Origin of the sequence: Arenimonas sp., from assembly GCF_044353605.1 — a bacterium.
GTDB lineage: Bacteria > Pseudomonadota > Gammaproteobacteria > Xanthomonadales > Xanthomonadaceae > Arenimonas.
This window is the reverse complement of sequence record NZ_JBILBO010000002.1, coordinates 100,829-121,884: the sequence shown is the minus strand read 5'-3', so window position 1 is coordinate 121,884 and position 21,056 is coordinate 100,829. Positions and strand designations below refer to the sequence as shown.

The following is a 21,056-nucleotide window of genomic DNA, read 5'->3' as shown; positions in this document are numbered from 1 at the left end:
TAGGCACTTGAACGCCATTATTATGCCGTTACGGTACATTCTTATGTGGTTACATTAAATAACGATTTTCGGGGATTTAGCAAGTTTTTTACTAAAATCATTCGAAAGCCCCGTTGTGCCGGAGCTGTCCGGCACGGCATCCACCGGAAAGGCTACAATGAATGCCCGATCGTGGTATTTCAGTGGCAAATGGCATGTTAAAAATCATCAAGTGTTTGACTGTATTGACTGTTTTAGGCATTTCCGGCCTTGCCCTGGGTCTGACCATCGCCTATTTCAGCATCATGCCAAATTTGCCCGACGTCACAGAATTGAAGCGGGTCGACTGGCAGATGCCGCTCACGGTTTACAGCAGTGATGGCAAATTCATTGCTGAGTTCGGTGAAAACCGGCGCTATCCGACCCGCATCGAGGACATCCCTGCGCAAACCAAGAACGCGGTCATCGCCATCGAGGACGCCCATTTCTACAAACATATCGGTCTGGATTGGCGCGGAATCGCCCGCGCGGTCTGGCTGACCGCAACCACCCGCGACGAACGCGTTCCGGGCGGCAGCACCATCACCCAACAGGTGGCGCGCAACTTCTTCCTCAGCAACGAATACAGCTACTTCCGGAAATTCAAGGAAATGCTGTTGGCGCTGAAGATGGAGCGCGAACTGAGTAAAGATGAAATTCTCGGGCTTTATCTCAATAAAATCTTCTTTGGTAACCGTGCCTACGGCATTGCGGCGGCCGCGGACTTTTATTACGGAAAAAAGCTTGAAGAGCTGAGTCTTGCCGAATCAGCAACGCTGGCCGGCATCCCGAAATTTCCCTCCTCCGGCAATCCGCTCAGCAATCCGGAGCGTTCGATGATCCGGCGCAATTACATCCTGCAACGCATGGCTAAGGAAGGCTTCATCAGCGAGGCCGAAATGCGCTCAGCGCAGGCCGAACCGAACACCGCCAAGGCCCATGAGCAGATTACCGAGCTGCATGCACCCTATCTGGCGGAAATGGTTCGGATCGAAATGGTGCGCCGTTATGGTGAGAAAGCCACTGACAGTGGCTTCAAAGTCACCACCACGGTCAGCAGCAAGGACCAGCTGGCCGCGCAGAGCGCGGTTCGCAACGGGTTGATGCAGTACGACCGCCGGCATGGTTGGCGCGGTGCCGAGGCGACCATCGATGTGACCGGAAAGTCCGAAGCCGAACTCTTGAAAGCCTTACGCCAGCGTCCGCGTATCGGCGGCCTTCCGGCGGCATTGATGTTGTCGGTCAGCGGCAATTCCGCGAAAGCGCTGCTGGATGATGGACGTACCCTTGCGCTCGGTCCGTCGGCCGCCGACGGAACCGGAAAATCCCTGTCGGGCGCGGTCAAGGCAGGCGATGTGGTTCGACTCCAGGAGCTCTCGAATAAAACGATGCGCCTCGCCCAGATTCCGCGTGCGCAGGCGGCACTGGTATCCCTTGATCCGGAGGATGGTGCGTTGCGTGCAGTGGTCGGCGGCTTTGCTTATTCAGCCTCCAACTTCAACCGCGTCACCACCGCCAAGCGACAGCCGGGTTCAAGCTTCAAGCCTTTTGTTTACACCGCTTCCTTCGAACGCGGCTATTCGCCGTCCAGCATCGTGTTGGATGCGCCGGTGGTATTCAAAGACCGGAAGGGCAATGTCTGGCGGCCAAAGAACGACCGTGGCGGTTTCATGGGTCCGATCCGGCTGCGCGAAGCCCTTGTGCAATCGCGCAATCTGGTATCGGTCCGTTTGCTTGACGGCATCGGCATGAATTACGCCCGGGATTACATCACCCGATTCGGTTTCAGCAAGGACAGCCTGCCGGCCAACCTGTCGATGGCACTGGGTACCGCCTCGCTGACGCCGATGTCGGTAGCACGCGGCTATACCGTGTTCGCCAACGGCGGCTACCTGGTCGATCCCTATTTCATCCGCAGCATCACCGATACCAACGGCACCGTAGTCGCTTACACGCATCCGAAGCGCGCCTGTGCGCTCTGTCCGGAACGTCTTGCCGGCGATGTCAGCAAGGCGGTGGTGGTCGATGGCTTCGATCTCAGCGCGGACGGTCTCGGCAAGAACGATACCGCTCAGAATACCGGCATGTTCGATCCGGCCTTCGTCGGTCCGCCGGTGACGGCATTGGCGCCGCAGACAATCGATCCGCGCAACGCCTTTCTGATCAGCGACATGATGCTGGACGTGGTCCGGCGCGGCACCGCCGTGGAAGCGAAAGTGTTGAACAGGCCGGATATCGGCGGCAAGACCGGTTCCACCAACGACCACCGCGATGCCTGGTTCTCCGGGTTCGGCGGCAATCTAGTGACCACGGTCTGGGTCGGCCGCGATGATTTCAAACCGCTGGGTTATGGCGAATACGGTGGCCGCGCCGCGTTGCCGATCTGGATTGATTTCATGCGCGCCGCGCTTGTCGGCGTACCGCTGAAGAACATGGAACCGCCGGCAGGAATCATCAAGTCGGCAAACGGCGACTACTTCAAGGAAGAACAATACGACCTTGAAATGATGCAGGTGCCCTCCGATGAGTCCTTCCAGCAGCAGACCGAGCAGGCTTACGATATTTTCTGAGCCGGTTGTTTGCCGCCCATGAAAAACGCCCCTTTCGGGGCGTTTTTCGTAAGCGATGCGGATCAGCGTTTGGCCAGTTGCGTGTAGTCGCGGTTGACCGCACCGGTATAGATCTGGCGGGGACGGCCGATCTTGTTTTCCGGATCATTCTGCTGCTCGAGCCAGTGCGAAACCCAGCCGGCGGTGCGCGCGATGGCGAACATGACCGTGAACATCTCGGTCGGGATGTTGAGCGCCTTGTAGATGATGCCGGAGTAGAAATCGACGTTTGGGTACAGCTTGCGCTGGATGAAGTAATCGTCCTTCAATGCGGCTTCTTCCAGACGCATCGCGACTTCCAGCAGCGGGTCGTTGACGCCGAGTTCATTCAGTACTTCGTGGCACATTTCACGGATGATCTTGGCGCGCGGATCGAAGTTTTTGTACACGCGGTGACCGAAGCCCATCAGGCGGAAACCGGATTCCTTGTCCTTGGCCCTGGCGATGGCACTGCCGACGTCTTCGGGACGGCCGATTTCATTGAGCATGCTCAGCACGGCTTCGTTGGCACCGCCGTGTGCGGGGCCCCACAGCGCGGCAACGCCGGCGGCGACACAGGCATAGGGATTGGCACCGGTCGAACCGACCAGACGCACGGTCGAAGTCGAAGCGTTCTGTTCGTGATCGGCATGCAGGATGAACAGCAAATCGAGTGCCTTTGCCGCAATCGGTTTGAGTTCCAGCGGCTCGCTCGGCACTTCGAACATCATATGCAGGAAGCGGTCGACATACTCGAGATTGTTCTTCGGGTAGCGGATCGGCCAGCCGATGGAATAACGGTAACAGGCGGCGGCGATGGTCGGCACTTTGGCCAGCAGGCGAATGGCGGCCAGACGGCGCTCTTCCGGGTCATCCAGGTTCAGATCGCTGTGATAGAAGGCGGCCAAGGAACCGAGCATGCCGGTCAGCATCGCCATCGGGTGGGCATCGTGACGGAATCCGTAGAGGAAGGTACGGAAAGCCTCGTGCATCATGGTGTGGTGCGTGACTTCGTGCTCGAACTTGGCCAGCTGGCCGGCATCCGGAAGCTCGCCGTTCATCAGCAGGTAACTGACTTCGGTGAAGTTGGAATGTTTAGCCAGCTGTTCGATCGGATAGCCGCGATACTGGAGAACGCCGGCATCGCCATCGATATAGGTAATCGCGCTGCGGCAGCTGGCGGTCGACATGAAGCCCGGATCGTAAGTAAAGCTGCCGGTTTCCTTGTACAACTTTCCGATGTCGACGCAGTCCGGACCGGTACTGCCGGACAGCACCGGAAGTTCGACGGTCTTGTCGCCGGCCTGCAGAGTGAAGGATTTGTTGGACACGGCTCGCTCCTGTGACATTGGCCCGACGGGCGCACGTTGGCTTGGGTGCATTATTATCGCACAGCTGTGATTGCCGCGTCATCGCCCGCACAGGCGAAAAAAAAACCACCCGAAGGTGGTTTTTTTCAGAATTACTTGGCGTAGCGTTTGCGGAACTTGTCGACGCGGCCGCTGGTATCGACCAGCTTCTGCTTGCCGGTGTAGAACGGATGCGAGGCCGACGAAATTTCGACTTTCAGCAGCGGGTATTCCTGGCCGTCTTCCCATTTGATGGTTTCTTTGCTCGACAGGGTCGAACGGGTCAGGAAGGCGAAATTGGAGGTCACGTCCTGGAACACGACGTCTTTGTATTGCGGATGGATATCGGCTTTCATGGTGAACCCACTGGATATGCGTGAAGAAAGACGGAAATTATAGCCCAAACCAGCCCTTGCCGGCAAGTTCCGTTGGACTTTTGTTCAGACCCGCATGCCCAAAGCGTCCAGAATCATGGCCTCGAACCGCCCCTGATCGAGCTTCAGGACGATTTCGGTCTGTGCCATTCTGCCGGATCGTTCGAGCCAATCCACCACGGTCGCCCCGCGGGACTGACTGCCGGCGGTTTCCACATGTAGAAAATGTCTTTGTTTTTCAATGATATATTCTGGATACAGGGCGGCCATCATGGCCAAGGCGTCGGCGCTGTGCCAGTGATCGCCACGTTTGCCTTCGGCCCAGAGCCGGGTTTTCCGGGAAATCCGGTCATAAAAATCAGCCCGCGGGCTACCACCTGTAAGCCAATCTTCGAAGGCGGCGTGGCGGAAGCCATGCCGGAGCACCGCTTCCCAGTCGACCAGAACGATATCGGGAAAACTATCGAATACAATGGCAGCCGCCTCGGGATCGAACGCGATATTGAATTCGGCGGCGATGCTGGTATTGCCTTTGCCGGTCACGGCGCCACCCATGACCACGAGGCGCCCGATTCGGGATGGCAGGCTCGGATCTAACCGGACCGCCAACGCCAGATTGGTCAGCGGACCCAATGTGACCAACAACAGCTTGCCGGCATGTGCATGCGATTCGCGCAGGATGGCGAGCGCGGCATGTTCTGCTGCAGGCCGGAGATGTGCCGGTTCATAAGCAATATCGCCGAAGCCGTCACGGCCATGCACGTAAGACGCATCCTCGGCCGCGAACACCAGCGGCCGGTCGCAACCCGGATACACCGGCACGTCGACACCGGCGACTTCCAACAGCTTCAAGGCATTGGCCGTGGTGTAATCCAGCCCGACATTGCCGGCCGTGATGCACAGACCGAGCAGGTGATGGCGCGGACTGTTGAATGCCATCAGCAGCGCAAGCGCGTCATCGACGCCCGGGTCGGTATCAATCAGGAGTGGAATGGACTCGTTCATGGCGGATTCTCAGGCATGGGCGAAGCGGGCGGCGCTGCCAATCCAACGCGCGACCAGCAGATCGGATTGTTCAGGATAACGCTGCATCAGACGTTCGGCCAGACGCAATACCTCCGGCAGCAGGCTGGCATCGCGGGACAGATCGGCAATGCGGTAACCGGTATCGCCGGTCTGCCGTGTACCCAGCAATTCACCGGGGCCACGCAGCTCCAGGTCCTTCTCGGCAATCAGAAAGCCGTTATCGGTTTGCCGCATCACCTCGATGCGCTCGCGCGCCATGGCGGATAGCGGGGCTTGGTACATCAGCAGGCAGTGCGAAGCAGTGCTGCCCCGCCCGACCCGGCCGCGCAGCTGGTGCAGCTGGGCCAAACCGAGACGTTCGGCGTTCTCGATCACCATCACACTGGCATTCGGCACGTCCACGCCGACTTCGATGACGGTGGTGGCGACCAATACCTGAATGCGGTTGTCCTTGAAATCGCGCATGATGCGGCTTTTCTCGGCAGGGGGAACCTTGCTGTGCAGCAACGCGACCTCGATGCCTGGAAGACATCCGGCGATCAGATCGAAGGCGGCCTGCGCCGACTGCGCCTGGATGTCTTCGGATTCATCGATGAGGGTACACACCCAATAGATCTGGTTGCCCTGACCGCAATAATCGCGGATGCGGGCAATCACTTCGTCGCGGCGGCTGTTGGCCAAGGCCACGGTCTGCACCGGCGTACGGCCGGGCGGCAGTTCATCGATGACCGATACATCCAGATCGGCATAGGCCGACATCGCCAAGGTGCGCGGTATCGGGGTGGCCGTGAGGATCAGCTGATGCGGCGAATGCGCCTCGAACTCGCCCTTGTCGCGCAGACTCAGGCGCTGGTCGACACCAAACCGGTGCTGTTCGTCGACCATGACCAGATCCAACTGGCGGTACTGTACATGATCCTGCATCAGCGCATGGGTACCGATGACCATGCCGGCGCCGTCTGCAATGCACTGCAGGTTCTGCCGGCGGACCGCAGCCGTCTGCTTGCCGGCCAGAAAAACGGTATCGATGCCGAGCGGTGCGAACCAGTCCATGAAGGTGCGGGCATGCTGTTCGGCCAACAGCTCGGTCGGCGCCATCAGCGCGGCCTGCCCGCCGGCGCGGATGGTGGATAAGGCCGCCAGCGCGGCCACGACGGTCTTGCCGCTGCCGACATCGCCCTGCACCAGACGCAGCATCGGTTGGCCGCTGCGCAGGTCGCCGCGGATGTCGTCGATGACCCGCTGCTGTGCTGCCGTCAAGCGGTAGGGCAATCCGGCCAGAAACGGTTCGAGGGTGGATGCCGGCGGATCGATCCTGCGTGCCGCCTTGGCTTTCACTGCAAGCCGTTGCTTGCGCAGACTGAGATGATGCGCCAGCAGTTCTTCCAGCGCGAGGCGTTGCATTGCCGGATGCCGGCCCGTGCGCAGCTCGGCCAAGGTGGTGCCGGGCAGAGGCTCGTGGATGGCCGTCAATGCGGCACCGAATCCGGGCAAGCCGGAATCCCGTAAGAGTGCTTCGGGGATCAGTTCCAGATCGGCTTCCGGCGGAAGATGTTGCAACGACTGCCGCACCAGCTTACCGAGCGTGGCAGCGCCGATACCATCGATGTTGCTGTACACCGGATCAAGACGGTCACGACAGACCCCGGCTTGATCTTCGGTAATGAATCGGTAACTCGGATGCACCATCTCGAAACTGTTCGCCCCCAGACGCACCTGACCGTAACAGCGCAGCAGCCTCCCGACCTGAAATTGGCTGGCCTGACTCGACGAATAATGAAAAAAACGCAGTCCAAGCTGGCGCAGGGACTCGTCCTGCACGGTCACTTTCAGCATCGGTCGGAACCGGAATCCGCGCTCGACCGCCGCCACCCGAACCTCAATCTGGGCGGTCTGCCCGAGCTGCAAAGCATCCAGAGTGACAATCTGCGTGCGGTCCTCGAAAGCGACCGGCAACTGAAGCCAGAGATCCTGAAGGGTGTCGATCCCGCGTTCGTGCAGCTTGCGGGCGATAGCCGGACCGACCCCATGCAATACCGAAATCGGTTGCCGGGCCTGTGCGCCGAATTCAGGCTTCACAGCCGGGATTCAGCCCAGCACCATCACGGCATCGATTTCCACCCGGGCACCGCGCGGCAAGGCCGACACCTGCACGGTGGAGCGTGCCGGATACGGCACCTGCATGTATTCCGCCATGACCGCATTGACCGCGGCGAAATCGTCGAGGTCGGTCAGGAAGATACCAAGCCGGACGATATCGGCGAGTGAACCGCCGGCTGCAGTGCAGACCGCCGTCAGGTTACGGAACACCTGATGGGTTTGCGCTTCGATGCCGCTTTCAAGCAGTACGCCCAAATCGGGCAGCAGTGGAATCTGACCGGAAAGATAGACGGTCTGGCCGACACGTACGGCCTGCGAGTACGGGCCGATCGCGGCCGGGGCTTTGTCGGTTTGGATGATGGTACGTGACATGCGGGCTTCCTGATGGTTAAAGGCGTTCGACCGAATACACAACGTTCAGACGCCGGGTTCGCCGGATGATTTCGGCCAGATGTTTGCGGTCTTTCACTTCAATGCAGAACACCATGACCGAAATACGGACGTCGCGTTCCTTGTAATTGACCGAATCGATATTGGAATTGCATTCGGCGACGGCGGCCGCGATCTTGGCCAGCGCACCGGGCTTGTTCTCGGTTTCAAAACGCAGTTCGACCCGGAAGTCGCCTTCCACGCGGCGATCCCAGGCGATCGGCACCCAGCGCTCCGGATGCTTGCGGTAATCGATGATGTTCGGGCAGTCCAGCCGGTGCACGACCACGCCTTTACCGGCGGTCAGATAACCCATGATGTCGTCGCCGGGAATCGGATAACAGCAGGTCGAGAACGTGAGCACCCCGCGTTCGCTGCCGTTGATCAGAATCTCTTCCTGACGCGCGATCAGCGCATCGGGCCCGAGCAGCGAGGATTGGTTCGGCTGCAGCGCCCGCGCGACCTGGTCCGGCATGCGGTTGCCGAGCGCAATATCCGCCAGCAACACTTCCAGACGCGGGTAGCGGTTTTCGTTGAGGAACTGCTGCAGCTGGGGGGCGGAAACGTTATCAAGCGAGGTTTCCAGTAATTCCAGTGCGCGATCGAGCATGCGATGGCCGAGATTGACCGCGTCTTCATGTTCGATGCGCTTCAGGAAATGCCGGATGGAGGTACGGGCTTTCGAGGTCACCACGAACTCCAGCCAGTTCGGGCTGGGATTGGCCGAGGGCGCAGTAATGATCTCCACGGTCTGCCCGCTGAGCAGCTTGGTACGAATCGGCACCAAACGGCGATCGACGCGCGCAGCCACGGTGTGATTGCCGACATCGGTATGCACGGCGTAGGCGAAATCAAGTGGGGTGGCGTTTTTGGGCAGCGCAAGAATCTCGCCTTTCGGAGTAAAGATGTACACCTCGTCAGGGAACAGGTCGATCTTTACGTTTTCGAGGAACTCGAGCGACGGCAGGGCGAAATCGTCGCTGTTGATCAGCCCGTTGACCCAGCTCTGCGCACGCGCTTGGGCATTGCTGCTGGCGGCGCCGCGGTTCTTGTAGATCCAGTGCGCGGCGATGCCACGCTCGGCCACGATGTCCATTTCCTCGGTACGGATCTGCACCTCGACCGGTGACCCGAGCGGACTGAACAACAGGGTGTGCAGGCTCTGGTAGCCGTTGGCTTTGGGAATGGCGATGAAATCGCGGAAGCGGCCATCCAGCGGTTTCATCAGCGTGTGCACGGCGCCGAGCGCGTGATAGCACTGCATGACCTTCTTGACTACGATGCGGAAACCGAACACGTCCATCACTTCATTGAACTTCTTGTGCTCGTCGCGCATCTTTGAATACACGCTCCACGGACCCTTGACCCGCGACACCAGCCGGAATGGAATGTTTTCGACGGCGATGCGCTGGGCCAGACGCGCCTCGATGGTCGCCATCGCCTCGCGCCGCAAGACCGGCTGGTTGGCAAGCTGTTTGGCGATGACCTGATACCGCAGGGGGTACAGGGCCTTGAACCCGAGGTTCTGCAGTTCGGCCTTGACCACATTGATACCGAGCCGTTGCGCGATCGGTGCGTAGATTTCCAGGGTTTCCCGGGCGATGCGCCGGCGCGATTCCGCGCTCTTGGACTCCAGAGTACGCATGTTATGCAGACGGTCGGCCAGCTTGATCAGGATGACGCGGATGTCGCGCGACATCGCCAGCATCATCTTGCGGAAGCTTTCGGCGTCGGCTTCCTGACGGTTGTTGAATTGGATTTTATCGAGTTTGGTGACGCCCTCGACCATCTCGGCCACGCTTTCACCGAACGTGTCGGCAATGAATGAACGCGGCAGTGCGGTATCTTCCAGGGCATCGTGCAGGATGGCGGCGCACAGGGCTTCGCCGTCCATGCGCTGGTCGGCCAGAATTTCGGCAACCGCCAAGGGGTGCGTGATATAGGCCTCGCCGGAATTGCGGACCTGCCCCTGATGGGCCAGAGCACCGAGCTGATAGGCCCGGAAGATTTTATCCAGCATGTCCCGGGGCAGATAGGTACCGGCTTTCTGCAACAGCTGCTCCGCCACTTCCGGACACGGGTCCGGGTACGGCATATCCAGATCGAGCGGCGGCGTCAGCGGGGAGTTCATACTTCAATCCTACGCAAGAATGCCTTACTGAACAAGCATTTCCTGAATTCTGCGCGAAAAAAATGCCGGCACATTGCCGGCATTTTCAGAGGTACGGGACAGGACGATTATTCGTCGCCGGCCTTGGCCAGATCATCATCCACCACTTCCGCGGCAGCCCATTCCAAGGCTTCGCGTTCACGGCGTTCGCGCTGTGAGCGGTCCACGGCATTGATGACGTCGTTGTCGATGGAGCGGTCGGCGATTTCACGCAGGGCTAGCACGGTTGGCTTTTCGTGTTCGATGTGCGCATTTTCGATGGTGCTCGGCTCGCCTTTGGCCAATTGACGGGCACGCTTGGAGGCCATCAGGACCAGTTCGAAGCGGTTATCGACCACTTCCAGGCAATCTTCAACGGTAATGCGGGCCATACAGTCTCCGGATGCCGGGGCAAATCTTCCGGCAATCAATAAGTTAAATGAACTGATTATTATAGCCGAAACACTGGGCAAAGCCAAATCACAGGGGCTCAGTCGCTCAGCAGGTGTTCAATGAGGGCGGCATGCCGCTGGCGCTGCTGCCCGGTGGCCAGGCGCTGGGCCGTGAAAATCGCCGTAACTTCCTGAACGGCTTGATCAAAGTGTTCGTTGACGACCAGGTAATCGAACTCGTGGTGGTGGCTCATCTCCTCACGGGCCGCCGCCAGACGCTGGGCGATGACCGCCTCGGTGTCCTGGCCACGGTTGCGCATGCGGGTTTCCAGCGCCTGTTTCGAGGGCGGCAGGATGAAGATGCTGCGGGCTCCGGGAATTTGTTCGCGGACCTGACGGGCACCCTGCCAGTCGATTTCCAGCAGCACATCCAGGCCTTTTTCGAGCTGTGGCAGCACCGATTGCCGGGCCGTGCCTTTGTAATCCCCGTGGACCAAGGCGTATTCGAAGAATTCGCCGCCGGCAATCATGCGCTCGAATTCATCTTTGCCGATGAAATGATAATGCTGGGCGTGTCGTTCACCGGGGCGCGGGGGGCGCGAGGTGTAGGAAATCGACAGCGCGACATCGGGCACGCGCTTGAGCACCGCATTGACGATGCTGGATTTTCCCGCACCCGACGGTGCTGCCACGATGTAGAGAGTGCCTTGCATCATTCGAGATTCTGGACCTGTTCGCGGATTTGTTCAATCAGCACTTTCAGCTCGACCGAAGCCTGGCTGGTCTTCGGATCAACCGACTTGGAGCCGAGCGTATTGGCTTCCCGGTTGAATTCCTGCAGCAGGAAATCAAGTCGACGACCGACCGCCTCGGGCAGCGCCAGAATCCTGCGGGCTTCGGCGATGTGGCTGTCGAGGCGGTCCAATTCCTCATCGACGTCCATCTTCTGAATATTCAAAACCAGCTCCTGCTCCAGACGACCGGGATCGATTGGCAAGGGCAGATCCGCCAACTTTGCCTGCAGGCGTGATTTCAGGGCAGCCCGGATTTCCGGTAGCCAGCCCCGCAGTTGGGCCAGAATGCCGGCAATGGCATCCAAGCGGTCAACGATGGTCTGCGCCAGTTTGCCGCCCTCGCGCCCGCGGGCGGCGATGAACTCCTCCAGCGTGCATTCCAGCTGAGCCTTGGCCAGAGCAAACAGGGCTTCCCCATCGGACTCCTGTTCGCGCATCACGCCAGGCAGACGCAGGATGTCGGCGAATGAGTTGGCCATTCCGGGAAATGCCGAATGCAGGCGGTGGCTGAGCGCCGCGTACTGGGCCAGCATGGCCTCGTCCAGTTGAATCTGTGCGGTGGCGGCGGTGGCAGGTTTGAAACGGAAGCTGAGATCGACCTTGCCGCGCGCCACTTTCTGGGCGACGCGCTCACGCAGCGCCGACTCCAGCGGCCGCAGCTCTTCCGGCAAACGCAGACCCAGCTCCAGATAACGATGATTGACCGAGCGGATTTCGCAGCTGAGCACACCCTCGGGGCCCGGGCTTTCGGTATTCGCGTAAGCGGTCATGCTGCGGATCATACGGTCTACTTCAGCGTGGGAGTGAAGGAGAATGGTAATCTATTTGCCCCTCCGATGCGAATTGCAGAAACCCCATGACACGACCCAGCGCACGCGCCGCCGACCAGCTCCGAACCGTCAGCATCCAGCGGAACTACACCAAGCATGCGGAAGGCTCGGTACTGATCTGTTTCGGTGACACCAAGGTGCTGTGCACCGCCAGTGTCGAGAACCGCGTACCCGGATTCCTGCGTGGCAAGGGCGAAGGCTGGATCACTGCCGAATACGGCATGCTGCCGCGCTCGACCAACGACCGCATGAACCGTGAAGCCAGCAGCGGCAAACAGGGTGGACGCACACTGGAAATCCAGCGTTTGATCGGGCGCGCCCTGCGCAGCTGCGTGGACCGCAAGAAACTCGGCGAACGCACCATCACCCTCGACTGCGATGTCATTCAGGCCGACGGCGGCACCCGCACCGCCGCCATCACCGGCGCCTATATCGCCCTGTGCGATGCTATCGCGCACTGTCAGCGCAAAGGTCTGATCACCGATAATCCGCTCACCGGCAAGGTCGCCGCGGTTTCGGTCGGCGTCTACCAGGGCCAGCCGGTGCTCGATCTGGACTACGCTGAGGATTCGCAGTGTGATACCGATATGAATGTGGTGATGGATGGCAAAGGCGGATTCATCGAGCTGCAGGGCACTGCCGAAGGCGAAGCATTTTCGCGTGAGCATCTGAACGCCCTACTCGGCCTGGCCGGCAAAGGCATCGATGAACTGCTTTCGCTTCAGCAGAACGCGCTGGACGCATGAGTTCGCACATCGGCGCCTTTGCTCTGGTCGTCGATGACTACGACCGCGCCATCGCCTACTACACCGGCATGCTCGGCTTCGAACTGCGCGAGGATTCGCCGCGTGAGGATGGCAAACGCTGGGTCTTGGTCGCACCGCCGGGCGCGCAGACTGCAATATTGCTGGCCAAGGCCGCCAATGACATGCAGCGTGCCTGCATTGGAAAGCAGACCGGCGGCCGCGTCGGCTATTTCCTGCACACCGACGATTTCGCCCGCGACCATGCCCTGTTTCTGGAACGCGGCGTTAAATTCTGCGAATCACCGCGGCATGAACCCTACGGCAGCGTAGCGGTGTTCGAGGATCTTTACGGCAACCGCTGGGACCTGCTGGAGTTGCGGGCATGAAACTGGTCATCGCCACCTCCAATAAAGGCAAGCTGGCCGAGATGCTGCCGATTCTGGAAGCGGCCGGCATCGCCGGAATCCCACAGGGGCACTTCGGATTTCCGGACGCAGAGGAAACCGGCTATACCTTTGTCGAGAACGCTCTACTCAAAGCACGCAACGCCTGTCGGCAGACCGCACTGCCGTCGCTGGCTGACGATTCGGGTTTGATTATCGACGCCCTCAACGGTGCGCCCGGATTGATTTCCGCGCACTACGCCGGCGTGCATGGCGATGCTCAAGGCAATATCACGAAAGTATTGAACGAAATGGCGGCACTGGATAATCCCGTGCGCAGCGCCCGTTTCTACTGCTGCATCGTCCTGCTCGCGCATGCCGAAGATCCGCAGCCGGTCATCGCCGAAGGCGTCTGGCACGGTGAAATTCTGGATGCGCCCTTGGGCAAAAACGGTTTCGGTTACGATCCTATCTTCTGGGATCCGCAGCTCAAGCAATCCGCCGCGCAGGTGCCGGCCGAACTCAAAAACTGCATCAGCCACCGCGGCCGTGCCCTGGCCGCCCTGCAGGCGCGATTGGCCAAACATGCCTGAGCTGGTGCCGCCGCCGTTGGCGCTGTACATCCACATTCCGTGGTGCGTGAAGAAATGTCCGTACTGCGATTTCAACTCGCACGGGCAGAAAGCCGAACTGCCGGTGGCCGACTACATCGCAGCGCTGACCCGCGATCTGGAGCAGGATCTGCCTCTGGTCTGGGGCCGCACCATCACCAGCGTTTTTTTCGGCGGCGGTACGCCCAGCCTGTTTTCCGGCGCGGCCATCGGCGACATCCTGAGCATGGCCAATTCACGGCTGCGCTTCGCGCCGAACTGCGAAATCACCCTGGAATGCAATCCCGGCACCGCCGAGCACGACCGCTTCACCAGTTATCTCGCGGCCGGCGTGAACCGCCTGAGTTTCGGCGTGCAGAGTTTCGATGACGGCTGTCTGGAGCGCCTGGGCCGCATCCACGATGCCGAGCGGGCGCGGGCGGCGGTCATCAGCGCGCAGGATGCCGGCTTTGCCAACATCAATCTTGATTTGATGTATGCCCTGCCCCAGCAGACCTTGGCTATAGCGCTGAATGATGTCGAGCAGGCCCTCGCGCTGAATCCGCAGCATCTGTCGCATTACCAGCTGACGCTGGAACCAAACACCCTGTTCGCGGCCAAACCGCCGGCCGGCATTCCGGAAATGGACGACGCCTGGGACATGCAGGAAGCCTTCATTGCGCGCATGGCCGAGGCCGGCTTCAGCCAATACGAAGTTTCCGCCTACGCCCGCGAAGGCCGGCGCTGTCAGCACAACCTGAATTACTGGACCTACGGCGATTACCTCGGCATTGGCGCCGGCGCCCACGGCAAGATCAGCAGCGGGCACGATGGACGCATCCTGCGGCGCTGGAAACCGAAGCACCCGGAAACCTACATCGCCAGTGCAGGCACGCAAGCCGGAATCGGCGGTGATGAATTCGTGTTGCCGGAGAACCGGCCATTCGATTTCATGCTCAATGCACTGCGCTTGGTGGACGGCTTTTCACTGGCCGATTTCGAAGTACGCACCGGACTGGACCGTGAATCAATCGCAGCGCAATTAGATGAAGCCGCGCAGCGCGGCTGGCTGGAAATTTCCGGCGAATGGGCGAAGCCTACCGAATTGGGTATGCGTTTTGCCAATGATGTCATGGGCTTATTTCTACACTAAAAATTCCTACACAAAACCTTCACGCCATTGCTATACTTTCCCCATTTCAAGTGTTCGGGAAGTTGGTGCGAATCCAACACTGCCCCCGCAACGGTAAGTCAGGTAAGTCATCCACAAAGCCACTGGGAAACTGGGAAGGCGGATGGCGGCGGCACTGACCAGTCCGGAGACCGGCTTGAAGACAGCGGCGGTGCCCATGCACCGTCTTTTGCACGTTGCGGAGGGCAGCGCGGCCGAATTATTGTCTGCGGCGTTCTGCCGTGCAATGGTTTCGTCGGTTCCTCTTCAGCGTGTGGCGCGGGTGCGCACCACAACAGGAACCTTCATGACATCCCCGATCCGCTTCACCGTTTTATCCTCCGCCCTATTATTCACTCTGCAGGCAGCCGCCGAAGATGCAGCCCGCAATCTCGACCGTGTCCAGGTCACCGGCAACCGCATCGCGCAGGCGGCCGGCGATGCCGGCCACAGCATCACCGTACTCGAACGCGCCGATATCGAAGCCAGCCGCTCGATCGATGTGATCGACCTGCTCGGCAAGCAGACCGGCATCGACGTGGTCCGCACCGGCGGCAGCGGCTCGCAGAACTCGATTTTCATCCGCGGTGGCAACTCCAACCATGCCCTGATTCTGATTGACGGCATGCGCGTCAACTCGGCGACGCAGGGCCTGTTCGATTTCGCCCATCTGCCGCTGGCATTGATTGAGCGCATCGAAATCGTGCGCGGTCCGCGCGCTTCGGTCTGGGGCTCGGATGCCCTGTCCGGCGTCATCCAGATTTTCACCCGGGCTCCGGACAGTGCGAATGCTGAAATGCGCCTGGGCAGCTACCGCCGCGCCGGTCTGGATGCGGGTACCGGCATCGCCAGTGACAACAGCCGTTTCGCCGTCAGCGCCGGTTTTGATACCTTCGACGGCTTCTCGGCAACTACCCCGGACAATGTCTGGAGTTACGATTCGGATCATGACGGCTACCGCAACGAACACACGGCACTGCAGGCTGGAACCCGCATTGGTTCGCAAAATCTGGCCTTCACCGGCATCGCCACCCGCGGCGATGTCGAGTTCGATCAGGGCCGCACGCAGGCCGACAACCACAGCTGGAATCTCGCACTCAGCGGCGCATTGAACCCCATGTGGCAGCACAAGCTCAGCCTCGGCGAGTCCTATGAAAAACTCGACACCCCCGCCTATGCCAGCGTGTACGGCAGTCGCCGGAAAAGTCTGGATTGGTCCAATACGGTGACCCTTTCTAATGGCACCGCCGCATTCGGACTCAATGCCTCCAAAGAATCGGGCTATTCAAACGGTTGGAGTGGGCCGGAGTTCAAGGAAACCCGCGACAACCATGGCGTGTTCGGCGTCTGGAACGGCAGCTACGGCCGTCAGACCATCGAGTTGGCCACGCGCTGGGATGACAACAGCCAGTTCGGCAGCCGGATTACTTCGAGTGCGGCCTGGGTGTTGCAGGTATCCCCCGACAGCCACTGGCGTGCCAGCTGGGGCCAAGGCTTCCGTGCGCCGAATTTCAACGAGCTTTACTATCCCGGGTTGTTCGGCAGCTTTGGCGGCAACCCGAATCTGGATCCGGAACGTTCGCAGAGTCTGGAAATCGGCTACAGCCATGCCCTGTCGGGCACGTTGCGCGCTGAATTCTCCGCCTACCGCAGCCGCATCGATGATTTGATCGCCTTCGAAGGCGTCAACAATCAGGCCATCAACATCCAGCAGGCGCGTATCAGCGGCGCCGAGGCGGAACTGAGCGGAACCGCAGGTGCCTGGCAATGGCGGACGCAAGGCACTTGGACCCAAGCCGTGAATGAGAGCACCGGAAACGCCTTGCTGCGCCGGCCGAAAATCAAAGGGCTGGTCGATGTCCGCTACCGTTTCGATGGCGGTGCTGAACTGGGCTTGGAAGTCAGCGGCACCGGAAAGCGACCGGACTTCGGCAACGAGCTGCCCGGTTACGGACGGATCGATCTAACCGCGAGCTGGCCGATGGCCGTGCGATGGCGGCTGGAAGGCCGGCTCGAAAATCTGGCCGACCGTGACTACCGGTTGGTGGACGGCTACGCCACGCCTGGACGAAGCCTGTTTCTGCGCCTGAACTACCTTCCGGAGTGACCCACCGGCGCCCCCTTGAATCGGGGGCGGTCTGGGTTATGCTATGAAGGCGTAAGTCAAGGGCACTCATGAACCAAGGAAATTCCGACCATCACACGCGCAGTCTGCATCAGGCAGGTCTGCCGCCACGCGTGCTCGTCCTGTGCGACGGCCTGCTCGATCTGGGCTCGGATTTTTTCGAACGCCAGCTGCAGGCGGCACTGAATGAATTCGAGGACCTGTTGTTCAAGAACGCCGAACACGGGCGTGGCGAACAACAGACCGAGCAGTTCGGCAGTCTGCGCAATCTCAAGCGCACCCGGCATGATTTCATTCCGCAGTTCCTGGCCAGCCTGGAACAGCAATTGGCCGATATCCGCCGCAGGAATGGTCCGGTACCGCAACCCGGAACCGGCGCGGAGGCGGCCTCGGAATTGCACCTGCTGGATGTCGATGATGCCGATTTCGATCAGATGCAGTCCAACATGGCGGCCCGTTGCGAGTCACAGAACAGTTTCGAGCTGTTTCTACTGGCGCAACGCCTGGGGGTGCTGTCCGCAGGCCCGGCTTACAATTACGAGCAGGTACCGTATGGCCCGAAACGGATTTGCCACAGCTTCCGTAGCGCCTTGACCTGTCTCGGGCTTGCCCCGGATGACACCCGCCAGCTCTACCACCTGTTCGACCGGCATGTGCTCGGCCATTACGCCGAATTGCTGCATGCCTGCAATGCCTTTCTCGCCGGCAAGGGCGTACTGCCGAATTTTACCTATGTTCCGTTCCGCAATCCCGAACTCCGCAACAAGCGCGTGGCGGCTGCACCAGCCGACGATTCGACGGCCGGTCCGGCCAAGGAGCACTCGGGGGCCAAGATCTACAAGCTGTTTCCGGATGCCGATACCTCGAAGAAATCGACGGGGACCGTGGAAGAAAGCTTCAGCAAATTGCAGCATCTGCTGGCACGGCGGAAGCAGCTACTGAATAAACTCAACTCCTTCTCAAACACCTATCTGGGTGGAAAAAACACCGGCGAAAGTGATGACATGGTCGCCGCCTCGGATGAGCAGATCAGCGGCATTCTCGACGAATTCCAACGCAATGCGGTCAGCAATCCCGATACGGGGCCGAGCATTCAGCACCTGAAGCTCGATTTGATTGCCCGACTACGCAACCAGTCAACGCCGGACCACGAACTGACGCTTGATCCGGAAGACAGTGATGCCATCGATCTGGCAGCGCTGCTGATGGACGACGCCATGAAGAGTATCAGTCCGGGGTCACCGACGGCACAGCTGATCAGCATGATGCAGACGCCGCTGATTCGGGTGGTGATGCGCGATAAGTCCTTCTTCAGCGACCGCGTGCACCCGGCCCGGCAGATGCTGAACATTCTTGCCGATGCCGGTTTCAACTGGCTGGAAGGAAGCGATAACGATGACGGCTTGCAGGGCAGTTTGGCCGGCATCATCGGCAATACGGTCAAGGATTTCGACGGGGACAGCCGCCAGTTGTTGGCCGCCTATGAAGAAACCAACCGTCTTCTGCAGAGCCTGATTAAGAAAGCCGAAGCCGCCGAACGCCGACAGATCGACGTTTCCAAAGCCAAGGAAAAACTGCGTATCGCACGTGACCGGGCCGAGCAAACGATGTCCGGTCTGATGGCCGAGCACGACATCCCGGCCTACACCAAAGCCATGCTCAATGAAGCTTGGGCCGATGTGATGGCGCTGACCGAGCTGCGCAACGGTGCCGAATCGGAAGACTGGCAGGGCCAGAAGCAAATCGCAGAGTCCATCATCAAGGCCAACGAGCCTGCCGCCAACAACCTCAGCAATGAATTGATCGAACAGCTTAAATTGCAAATTCAGCAGTCGCTTTCCCTGGTGGGCTACCACGAGGAAGAAGCCGCCAAGATCGCCGTCAACCTGATCGAACGCAACTCCGAGGCGCCGGAACCGGAGCTGACCGAGAAACCGCGGCTCGGTGAGAGTACGCGCACCCCGAGCCGAGATGCCTTCGATCTCGATGAGGAACAGAAAGCGCTGGTTGACCAGCTCAAGGATGTCCCGATTGGCACCTGGTTCGAATTCCTTGAGCCCGGCGCGAGCCGTCCCAGCCGGGCGAAACTGACCTGGCTGAGCCGGATTACCCACAATGCCCTTTTCGTCAACCAGCGTGGCCACAAGACCGCGGAATTGCTACTGGAAGAGCTTGCGGTTGCCATTTCCGAAGGGCGCGTATGGATCCAACAGGAAAACAAACAGGGCGTCTTCGAGCATGCCTTCGAAAACATGATCGCTTCGCTGCGCTCTTTCCTTCCCGGCGGACAGGACAAGAACGATGTCTGACGAATCTCGGCGCCTCCAGCGGCGCAAGGCCGACAGTCCGATTACGGTCATCGATGCCATGACCGGCCAGCGCCTCGGCATGGTCATTGATCTGTCCGAATCAGGCATGATGCTGAATGCCGAACAGGCCGTATGCGCCGATGCCCTGTTCCAAAGCGAATTGCAGTTCTCGCATGGCGAAGTTTCACCGATCAAAGCCGGTCTGCATGAGCTCTGGAGCACCACCGATGACGCCAGTGGAAGCATACTGATTGGTTTTCGCTTCATCGATATCAGCAAGGATGATCGCAACCGTCTGCGCGCATGGGTTGCCGAGCCGGGCAGCCAGTACGTCTGAACATCCACGACCAAGCAACATATGGAAACCGCGCAATGAGCAGTTATAAAAATCATCTCGATACCATCACCGGCATTGCCGAGGCCGCCTTGGCACGCTCCGGACATGAGCATCTGGTCATCGCGGCAGGCATCGAGAAAATCCGCTTCCTCGATGACTCCCCTTATCCATTCAAGGCCAACCCGCAGTTCAAATATTGGCTGCCGTTGTGCCAGCATCCGAACAGCTGGATTGCCTTCACGCCCGGCAAGAAACCGGTGCTGGTGTATTTCCAGCCGGATGATTATTGGCATGTGCCACCCAGCGCGCCGCAGGGCGAGTGGGTCGAGCATTTCGATATCCGCATCATCGGTGACGCCAATGAGGCCACTGCGCATCTGCCCGATCCTTCCCGCAGCGCCATCATCGGTGAAGCCGACGCCGCGGTCGGCGCGTTTGTTCCGAACAATCCGGCCGGTCTGTTGGCTTATCTGCATTACCACCGTGCCTATAAAACGGCCTACGAGATGGAACAGATGCGCAAAGCCCAGGCCAAAGCCGTGCGCGGCCATGTCGCCGCCGAGCAGGCGTTCCGCGCCGGCGGGTCCGAAGCCCAAATCAATGCCGCTTTCCTCGCCGCCGCCGGACATACCGACAACGATGTGCCCTATAACAACATCGTGGCCTTGAATGAAAACGGTGCGACCCTGCATTACCAGTACAAGAGCTTCAATAAACCGGCACACCACCGCTCGCTGCTGATTGATGCCGGCGCCGAATACAACGGCTATGCGGCCGACATCACCCGGACCTACGGCAATGGTTTCGAACTCTACGAACAGCTGATTGCGGCCGTCGACAGCGAGCAGCAGGCCCTGTGTGCACAGGTCCGCGCCGGAACCGATTACCGTGGCCTGCATCTGCAAACGCATCTGCGTCTCGGTGGTGTACTGCGCGACCTTGGCATTGTCGACATGGATCCGGGCAGCATGCTGGAGAAAGGCGTGAGTTCGGTGTTCTATCCGCACGGTCTGGGCCATCCGATCGGCCTGCAGGTGCATGATGTGGCCGGCTTCAGCGATGAAAACGGCGCATTGATTCCGCGCCCCGACGGCCATCCGTTCCTGCGTATGACCCGCACGCTGGAAAAAGGCATGGTGGTCACCATCGAGCCCGGCCTGTATTTCATTCCGATGTTGCTGGCTGATCTGAAAACCCGTCCGGAAGCCAAAGCGGTGAATTGGGCCAAAGTCGAACAGCTGATGCCCTATGGCGGTGTGCGCATCGAAGACGAGGTGCACTGCACCGAGGGCGAACCGGAAAACATCAGCCGCGATGCCTTCGCGGCGCTTTGAACACTGAACCAT

18 protein-coding genes and 1 riboswitch are annotated in these 21,056 nt (G+C 59.8%); of the genes, 9 read left to right on the top strand and 9 right to left on the bottom strand.

Going from position 1 to position 21,056, the window contains the following annotated elements; all coding sequences use genetic code 11:
- Positions 1 to 194: 194 nt before the first annotated feature.
- Positions 195 to 2,588 (top strand): penicillin-binding protein 1A, encoded by a 2,394-nt coding sequence (locus ACIQ1A_RS01860; protein WP_395769379.1) that lies wholly within the window; start codon positions 195 to 197, stop codon positions 2,586 to 2,588.
- A 62-nt stretch (positions 2,589 to 2,650) separates the two neighbouring features.
- On the opposite strand, the gene ACIQ1A_RS01855 is transcribed toward ACIQ1A_RS01860, so the two are convergent.
- From ACIQ1A_RS01855 to ACIQ1A_RS01815, 9 genes are all read right to left on the bottom strand, one after another.
- On the bottom strand, positions 2,651 to 3,937 hold the full coding sequence (locus tag ACIQ1A_RS01855; RefSeq protein WP_395769378.1) for a citrate synthase: 1,287 nt from the start codon (positions 3,935 to 3,937) through the stop codon (positions 2,651 to 2,653).
- A gap of 131 nt (positions 3,938 to 4,068) precedes the next feature.
- Positions 4,069 to 4,311, bottom strand: coding sequence for a type B 50S ribosomal protein L31 (locus ACIQ1A_RS01850; RefSeq protein ID WP_297799530.1), 243 nt, complete (start codon positions 4,309 to 4,311; stop codon positions 4,069 to 4,071).
- Between the two features lie 84 nt (positions 4,312 to 4,395).
- Positions 4,396 to 5,334 carry a nucleoside hydrolase gene (locus ACIQ1A_RS01845; protein WP_395769377.1) on the bottom strand — a complete coding sequence of 313 codons (939 nt, stop codon included), beginning with the start codon at positions 5,332 to 5,334 and terminating at the stop codon, positions 4,396 to 4,398.
- 9 nt (positions 5,335 to 5,343) lie between these two features.
- Entirely contained in the window at positions 5,344 to 7,443 is a 2,100-nt protein-coding gene (gene recG, locus ACIQ1A_RS01840) for an ATP-dependent DNA helicase RecG (RefSeq protein ID WP_395769482.1), read from the bottom strand.
- On the bottom strand, positions 7,444 to 7,827 hold the full coding sequence (locus ACIQ1A_RS01835; RefSeq protein ID WP_395769376.1) for a RidA family protein: 384 nt from the start codon (positions 7,825 to 7,827) through the stop codon (positions 7,444 to 7,446).
- Positions 7,828 to 7,843: 16 nt separating this feature from the next.
- Positions 7,844 to 9,979: a RelA/SpoT family protein gene (locus ACIQ1A_RS01830; protein WP_395769481.1), complete on the bottom strand. Its 2,136-nt coding sequence runs from the start codon at positions 9,977 to 9,979 to the stop codon at positions 7,844 to 7,846.
- Positions 9,980 to 10,122: 143 nt separating this feature from the next.
- The gene (gene rpoZ / locus ACIQ1A_RS01825; RefSeq protein WP_395769375.1) at positions 10,123 to 10,425 is read right to left on the bottom strand and encodes a DNA-directed RNA polymerase subunit omega; all 303 of its coding nucleotides are present in this window, start codon (positions 10,423 to 10,425) and stop codon (positions 10,123 to 10,125) included.
- Positions 10,426 to 10,523: 98 nt separating this feature from the next.
- On the bottom strand, positions 10,524 to 11,138 hold the full coding sequence (gene gmk, locus ACIQ1A_RS01820; protein WP_395769480.1) for a guanylate kinase: 615 nt from the start codon (positions 11,136 to 11,138) through the stop codon (positions 10,524 to 10,526).
- The gene (locus ACIQ1A_RS01815; RefSeq protein ID WP_395769374.1) at positions 11,138 to 12,001 is read right to left on the bottom strand and encodes a YicC/YloC family endoribonuclease; all 864 of its coding nucleotides are present in this window, start codon (positions 11,999 to 12,001) and stop codon (positions 11,138 to 11,140) included. Before ACIQ1A_RS01815 ends, gmk begins: the two co-directional genes overlap by 1 nt.
- Positions 12,002 to 12,075: 74 nt before the next feature.
- On the opposite strand from ACIQ1A_RS01815, the gene rph reads away from it, so the two are divergent.
- From rph to pepQ, 8 genes are all read left to right on the top strand, one after another.
- On the top strand, positions 12,076 to 12,795 hold the full coding sequence (gene rph, locus ACIQ1A_RS01810) for a ribonuclease PH (protein ID WP_395769373.1): 720 nt from the start codon (positions 12,076 to 12,078) through the stop codon (positions 12,793 to 12,795).
- Positions 12,792 to 13,181 (top strand): VOC family protein, encoded by a 390-nt coding sequence (locus ACIQ1A_RS01805; RefSeq protein WP_395769372.1) that lies wholly within the window; start codon positions 12,792 to 12,794, stop codon positions 13,179 to 13,181. Before rph ends, ACIQ1A_RS01805 begins: the two co-directional genes overlap by 4 nt.
- Entirely contained in the window at positions 13,178 to 13,771 is a 594-nt protein-coding gene (gene rdgB, locus ACIQ1A_RS01800; protein ID WP_395769371.1) for an RdgB/HAM1 family non-canonical purine NTP pyrophosphatase, read from the top strand. Before ACIQ1A_RS01805 ends, rdgB begins: the two co-directional genes overlap by 4 nt.
- Positions 13,764 to 14,921 carry a radical SAM family heme chaperone HemW gene (hemW, locus tag ACIQ1A_RS01795; protein ID WP_395769370.1) on the top strand — a complete coding sequence of 386 codons (1,158 nt, stop codon included), beginning with the start codon at positions 13,764 to 13,766 and terminating at the stop codon, positions 14,919 to 14,921. Before rdgB ends, hemW begins: the two co-directional genes overlap by 8 nt.
- A 31-nt stretch (positions 14,922 to 14,952) precedes the next feature.
- Positions 14,953 to 15,115: riboswitch (cobalamin riboswitch) on the top strand.
- Positions 15,116 to 15,246: 131 nt separating this feature from the next.
- Positions 15,247 to 17,046: a TonB-dependent receptor domain-containing protein gene (locus ACIQ1A_RS01790; protein WP_395769369.1), complete on the top strand. Its 1,800-nt coding sequence runs from the start codon at positions 15,247 to 15,249 to the stop codon at positions 17,044 to 17,046.
- A gap of 68 nt (positions 17,047 to 17,114) precedes the next feature.
- Positions 17,115 to 19,373: a DUF1631 family protein gene (locus tag ACIQ1A_RS01785; protein WP_395769368.1), complete on the top strand. Its 2,259-nt coding sequence runs from the start codon at positions 17,115 to 17,117 to the stop codon at positions 19,371 to 19,373.
- A complete protein-coding gene (locus ACIQ1A_RS01780) occupies positions 19,366 to 19,710 on the top strand; it encodes a PilZ domain-containing protein (protein ID WP_395769367.1) in 345 nt (114 codons plus the stop codon). Before ACIQ1A_RS01785 ends, ACIQ1A_RS01780 begins: the two co-directional genes overlap by 8 nt.
- 35 nt (positions 19,711 to 19,745) lie before the next feature.
- Positions 19,746 to 21,044, top strand: a complete 1,299-nt coding sequence (gene pepQ / locus ACIQ1A_RS01775) for a Xaa-Pro dipeptidase (RefSeq protein WP_395769366.1) — start codon at positions 19,746 to 19,748, stop codon at positions 21,042 to 21,044.
- Positions 21,045 to 21,056 lie beyond the last annotated feature (12 nt).